Annotated in this window: 9 protein-coding genes; all 9 read right to left on the bottom strand. The window is 68.5% G+C overall.

Going from position 1 to position 5916, the window contains the following annotated elements; genetic code table 11:
* Positions 1–1840 (bottom strand): non-contractile tail sheath protein (locus SR3_RS29830; protein WP_068094942.1); only part of this gene is annotated, 1840 nt, incomplete at its 3' end.
* An 11-nt stretch (positions 1841–1851) separates the two neighbouring features.
* Positions 1852–2430, bottom strand: coding sequence for a lysozyme family protein (locus tag SR3_RS29825; protein ID WP_068094937.1), 579 nt, complete (start codon positions 2428–2430; stop codon positions 1852–1854).
* Positions 2430–2630 (bottom strand): phage tail assembly chaperone, encoded by a 201-nt coding sequence (locus SR3_RS29820; protein ID WP_068094934.1) that lies wholly within the window; start codon positions 2628–2630, stop codon positions 2430–2432. Before SR3_RS29820 ends, SR3_RS29825 begins: the two co-directional genes overlap by 1 nt.
* Positions 2627–2956, bottom strand: a complete 330-nt coding sequence (locus tag SR3_RS29815; protein WP_068094931.1) for a gene transfer agent family protein — start codon at positions 2954–2956, stop codon at positions 2627–2629. The genes SR3_RS29820 and SR3_RS29815 overlap by 4 nt, the downstream gene beginning before the upstream one ends.
* Entirely contained in the window at positions 2953–3360 is a 408-nt protein-coding gene (locus SR3_RS29810; RefSeq protein ID WP_068094927.1) for a phage major tail protein, TP901-1 family, read from the bottom strand. Before SR3_RS29810 ends, SR3_RS29815 begins: the two co-directional genes overlap by 4 nt.
* Positions 3357–3755, bottom strand: coding sequence for a DUF3168 domain-containing protein (locus SR3_RS29805; protein WP_068094920.1), 399 nt, complete (start codon positions 3753–3755; stop codon positions 3357–3359). Before SR3_RS29805 ends, SR3_RS29810 begins: the two co-directional genes overlap by 4 nt.
* A 3-nt stretch (positions 3756–3758) precedes the next feature.
* A complete protein-coding gene (locus SR3_RS31740) occupies positions 3759–3926 on the bottom strand; it encodes a hypothetical protein (RefSeq protein WP_157099214.1) in 168 nt (55 codons plus the stop codon).
* Complete coding sequence (locus SR3_RS29800; protein ID WP_068094919.1) at positions 3923–4501, bottom strand: head-tail connector protein; 579 nt, start codon at positions 4499–4501, stop codon at positions 3923–3925. Before SR3_RS29800 ends, SR3_RS31740 begins: the two co-directional genes overlap by 4 nt.
* A gap of 119 nt (positions 4502–4620) precedes the next feature.
* A complete protein-coding gene (locus SR3_RS29795) occupies positions 4621–5766 on the bottom strand; it encodes a phage major capsid protein (RefSeq protein ID WP_068094915.1) in 1146 nt (381 codons plus the stop codon).
* Positions 5767–5916: the final 150 nt, after the last annotated feature.

The following is a 5916-nucleotide window of genomic DNA, read 5'->3' as shown; positions in this document are numbered from 1 at the left end:
AATGCAGGCGGGCGTTGCTCCACAGGCTGCCCCGCCGCTCGAAGCCGGAGGCGGTGGTGGCGATGCTGGTGGAGAACTCCTGCGTGATCTTTGCGTCCAGCCCCAGCGCCAGCGGATAGGGCACATCGTCGAAAGCGTTCATATCCGTGTCCTTGGCGTTGGGGAGGCGCAGGTAACCGTCGCGGCAGATCTGGGGGAGCGCCCAGACGAAGACCTCATGGCCGCCCCGAGCGAGGGCCTCATCCACGCCGGTATCGATCCGCCGCCAGAGGTCGCCCTGGCCGGGGTTGAGCACAAAGCCCGCGAGGTAATCCTGCGCACCGGGCGGATAGGCCAGACGCTGGTTGATCGTGGCATAACCAGCCTGCCTCAGCGCCGATGCCCCGGCGGTGAGCCAGTCGTAATCCTCGACCTGCAGGCGGTCGAAGGCGGGCCAGGCCCAGCTTATGGGCAGGTTGGCGCGGCGGGCCTCGGGCATGGCCGGGTCCAGCACCGTCGGCAGGAAGGTGAGCAGCAGCACCTCGCATGGCGTGCTGCCCGCCTGCGCTTTGGCCGCTGCGGCGATGGCGGCGGTGGAACTGGCCAGCAGCACGCCGGCCTGATCGAGCAAGGCGGTCTGGGCGGCATTCAGCGTGGCGCGCAGATCGGGGATCGCCACGGGGTTGCCGCCGAAGGCTGCCTTGGCGGCGTCGTCATAGAGGCAGATGCGGCCATCGCCCAGCACCCACCACCATGGCTCGCCGATCTGGAGGCGCAGGGGCACGCCGGCCGCTTGCATGAGCCCGACATAGGCGCGCGCCACCTCTTGCAGCCAACCCATCGCTTCAGCATTGGCCGGTGACAGCAGGTTGGAGGGCGGATCCCAGCCCGTCAGCCCGGCGGCGCCATCGGCGGCGCGCTGGGCCCATGCGGGCGGGCAATGCTGCGCCAGCACCTCATAAGAGAGCGAGGCGATGGGCGAGAGACCCGCTTGCGCGCAAGCTGCGAAGAATGCCCCGTGCCATGCCCGCGCTGGGGTGCAGAGCACATCGCCCGTCGTATCCACCAGACAGTCCGCGCCAGCATAATGCAGGCGGAAATGATGGCTCATCCCCACATAATGCAGCACGCTGCCGCGATAGCCCAACTGGCGCAGGCTGCGGATCAGCCGCGCCGGAGTCTGGTTGCACTGATCGTCATAGGCGGTGGCGATGGCCAGCCCATGCGGCGGCACGAAGACATTGCCGATGGAGAGCATCGCCCGGTCGCCGTCGCAGCGGATCTGCGTCAACTCGGCCCAGCCGTCGAGCGCCTGCGCGAAGGGCGTGGTGGAGCCCTGCACATAGCCCGGCGCCACCAGCGAGATGAACATGCGGTCGATATCGGCAGGATAGAGCGGATCGGCCACATCGCTGGTCCAGCCGCCGAAAAGCTGGCTGAAGGGCAGGGCGATCCGGGCATCTTCGCTGGTGCCTTGCGCGAAATTCCACAGACGGACAAACCAGCTATGCGGCTGGCCGCTGGCGTCGCGGCCCTCGATGGTCAGCGTGGGGCCATTGACGGCATCGAGCGGCAGGATGCCTGCAGAACGCCAGCGGAAGCTCAGCGTGGTGCGGCTGTAATCGCGGTCCGTGGCATAGGCGAGCAGCGGGTGATCGAGCGTGTCCTCGCTGGCCCAGATCAGCCCGGCCAGATCGCCCTGCCGCAGAAAGGTGGCATCGATGCGCAGGGCATCGGGGGTGGGGGTGATGGCGCTGGCCATCATCGGGCGGGGAAAGTCGATGGTCCAGAAGCGCGGGTCGAAGCGCTGGAGCCAGTCGCTGTCCTGCCCTTGACGCTGTGAGGCGAGCCAGAAGGCCATGGGTGTTCCTTTCAGCTCTGCACCATCACGCGGCGCAGGGCGCTGGCGATCTGGCGCGAGGAGCGGGCAAGAGCGGCAGGCGCATCGGTCCCGGCGTTGCTGCTCATATTGATGGCGACATTCATGGTGCGGTTGCCGCCATTGCCAGTGTTGGCGATGGAACCGGCGGCGGTGGGCACGAAGACCTCAGGCCCGCGCTCGCCCACCAGATAGGCCTGCCCGGGGGAAACCGGGCCTCCTGTCGCCCGCCCCGGCAGGCCGCTGACGGCGGAGAGCAGGCTGGTGATGCCCGCGGAACTGCCGCTGCTGCTCAGCACGCCCGTCGCCTGAGCGGCGATGGCGGCCAGAGCGCTGATCCCGGCCTCGCGCAGATCGGCAAAGCCGCTGGTGCCCTTCTTCAGCGCATTGGACAGGCTGCTGTCCAGCGTGCCGCCCGCCTGCGTGAAGCCGCCGACCAGCGATGTGTCCACGCTGGAGCGCATCGCCGCCAGATCCTGCGCAAAGCCCTGGGTGACGGCGCGCACCTCCACCATCAGGCTTTGCGTGGGGGAGGCGGTGCTGGTGGATTGGGTATAACGCGATGTGGCCATCAGTCTTGCTCCATCAGGCGGTTGAGATCCGCGCGGGACAAGGGCGCGAGGGCGGCGCGGGCCGGATCGGCCTCGGGCGCCAGCACGGCGGCGAGTTCGGCGGGGGTGGCGGCCCAGAACTCATGCGGGCGCCAGCCCAGCACGCGCGCGCTCAGCCCGGCGAGGAGGTTGGCGGCGGAGCCGAGGGCCTTTTCGCTCATCCGGCGCCCTGAACGATCTGGCGCAGCAGGATGCGCAAGGGCGCGGTGGCGGCGGCAAGCCCGGCTTCCAGTACGGCATCGCCCACCATCTCGCGGGTCAGACCGTCACGCCGGGCGAGGCAGTGCCAGAACAGCGCGGCGATCTCGGCAAGGCGCAACTGCCCCTCCGCCGCGCGTTCCACCAGCGCCAGCAAGGGCCCCAGTTCCTCCTCGGCGGCGACCAGCACGGCAAAGCTGGGGCGCAGCAGATGCGAGGCGTTGGCGATCAGCAGGCTGGCCTCGCCGCGCCAAGGGTTCGGCGACGCATTGGCGGCGGGATCGCTCATCCGGCCACCACCGCGCCGGAGCTTTCCAGCTGCAGCGTATAGGCCCGCTCGCCATTGTAATCGCCGGAGTACTCCAGCTTCTGCACCAGGAACTGGCCGGTGAGATTCTGCCCGTCCTCGAAGCTGAGGCGATAGGAGGCCAGCACGCCCGACAGCGCATTGTCGCGGATCTGCCCCTCCGCCGCCGAGCCCATGAAGACCCCCGCCGCACTGACCGAGATCGACCGCGCCCCGCCGCCCGAGAGCAGCTCGCGCCAACCGCCGCTGTCCTTGCTGGTGACGGCCACGGCCTGCCCCGCCACCGACATCTGCGTGGTGCGCAGCCCCGCGACGGTCTGATAGCTGGGCGTGGCCGCGCCATCGGAAATTTTCAGCAGAAAGGCGGCGCCGGATTGAACAGTCATGAGCGGTCTCCGTTGATGGTGCGGAAGCTGAATTCGATCAGCGCGGTGCGGGTGGCGGCATCGGTCTGCTGGGTGCCGGCGCGCAGAAAGCGGATCGTCGCCACGCGAAAGCCGCTTTGCTGGGCGGGCAGGGCGCGGATGCGGGCATCCACGGCGCTGACCAGAGCGGCGGCGGCATCGGGCAGATCGCCCCGGCAGTGAAGCTCCAGCGCGATGCGGATCTCGTAGCCGGTTTCGGTCTTGGTGCTCCAGTCGGCGCTGGCGCTGGTGGCGATGGACAGCCAGGGCAGGCTGGTGCGGGCGGGCGCTTCCTCGGTGATGGCGTTGAGCCGGGCCGACAGATCGGGATCAGCCGCCAGCCATGAGATCAGCGCGGCGCGCAGGGGCAGGTCCATGGTCTATCCTTTCACCGTGCCGAAGCCGGGCCAGAGGGTGGAGGCGTCGCGCCAACGCGCGGGATCATCGGCCTCATCGACCACCTGCCGGTCCTGAGCCATCTGCCCGGCCAGAGCGGCCAATTGCGCAGCCAGTTCATCCCACGAAGGGCTGGGCGTGGCCGACATCATGCCACTCTCATGCGACGATAGGGCCGCCACAGCGCCGTCACCGAGGCGGGTGGCAGGGCATCGGCTCCGGCGCTTTCGCGCATGCGGTACTGATGGGCGGCAAGGCGGATGATGCCGTGATGCAGCGGCTGGGGCAGATGGTCCCAATCCGCCGCCAGACCGGCCTCAAACGTGACCACGGCGCTGGAGCACCCCACAGGCGCTTCGATCCGCACTTGGCAGGCGCCCGAGGCGTCGATGCGGATTTCGAAATCCTGCGTGGAAATCTGCGAGCCATCGGCCTGCACTCCCGCCACCGAGGTGACCGAACGCACCGGCGTGCTGCTCAGCCGATGCCAGCGGGGATGGGCGAAAGGCCATGGCTCGCCGGGGCGCAGACCATAAAGCGTCAGCCCTTCCTCCACCGTGCAGAGCAACGGCAGAACACCGGTGAAATCGGCGCAGACCTCCAGCGCCATGGCCAGCAGGGCGGCCAGGCTGTCATCATCCTGCGTGGTGGAGATGCCCAGCCACTGCTTCAACTCGGCCAGCGCCGAAGGCGGCAGCACCGCAGGCGTGACGATTACCCGCATCATGGGCGGCCTCCATCATGGATCAGGAAAAGGGCGCCCGTGCCAGCCAGGGGCAAAGCTCTGGGGGCGGCACGGGCGCGAGGGAAGGCCGGGCGGGAGAGGAACCCGGCCTGCGGGGACGCTTAGGAAGCGGCGATCTTCACCAGCTTGATCGCCTCGCTGTCCAGCACCTGGCCGCCGATGCGGCGGGTGGCGTAGAAGTTGACGAAGGGCTTGTTGCTGTAGGGATCGCGCAGCAGGCGGGTGCCGAAGCGCTCGGTGATGATGTAGCCGTTCTGGAAGTTGCCGAAGGCGATGGGGGTGGCCCCGGCGGCAACATCGGGCATATCGGCGGCCTCGACCACGGGGTAGCCCAGCAGGCGGTCGGGCTGGCCGTCGATCAGGCTGCCCTGCCACAGGAAGGCGCCATCGGCATCCTTGAGCTTGCGCACAGCGGACAGCGTTTTCGCATTCATCACCCAGACCGCGCCCTGACGATGCCCGGCCTTGAGCGTCATCACCACATCGATCAGCAGACCGTCGGCAGCCGTGCCCAGCGTGGCGGCGTCACCGCTGGCCAGATACTGCAGCGTGCCGAAAGCGCGGGTGGCGTCAGCCGTGCTGGCAATCGGGGTGGAGAGGAAGCCGCTCGGCTGGTTGGTGCCGGTGCCGCTGACAAAGGCCGCACCCTCGGCCCGGCCGAATTCGGTGGCGATTTCCTGCGCCAGCCAGCTTTCCAGATCGAAGGCCGCATCGTCGAGCATCTGCTGGCTGGCCGAGGGGTTGGCATAAAGATCGCCCGAGGGCGGCACGATCTCGGCAAAGCTGGGGGTGGCGGTGGCATTGCGCGCGGCGCTCTCGCTGACCCAGCCCGAGACGGTGCCGCCCAGCGAGATCAGCTTGCGGTAATCCGCCGTGCTGGTCTGCACCACCTGAGCGATGGCGCGGATCGGGCTGATGGCGGTCAGCCTTTCGGCGATGCGCGCATCCAGCTGCGTGGGCACGGCATAGCCGCCATCGGCGGGTGCGCCGATGGTGAGCGATTTCAGCTCTGCCTCCTGCCCCCGGCGCAGATAGTTTTCGGTGAAACTGCTGGACTGCGGGCTGGTGCTGCCGCCCAGCGGCAGGCGGCTGTCGGCGCGGTGTTGGCGGTCCAGACGCGATTTCACCTCGGCGATGTCGGAGCGCAGGGCGGTCAGCGCCTGATCGGCGGCTTCCTGCCGGGCGAGCAGGTCGAAGGAGGCATCGAGCGGGCCAGTTCCAACGAAGGGGGTTTCGGGATTTTCCATGCAATCAAGGCCTTTCACACGGGGAGGAAAAGGATCAGGCGATCATGTGGACCCGGGCCCCATGCTGCATGGGGTGAGTCACCAGACTGATCTCGAAGAGGTCGATGTCATGCAGGTCGCGGCCCGCCGCATCGCGGGTGAAGCGGCGGG

It is taken from the genome of Novosphingobium rosa NBRC 15208 (genome assembly GCF_001598555.1).
GTDB lineage: Bacteria > Pseudomonadota > Alphaproteobacteria > Sphingomonadales > Sphingomonadaceae > Novosphingobium > Novosphingobium rosa.
This window is presented reverse-complemented; position numbering and strand designations above follow the sequence as displayed.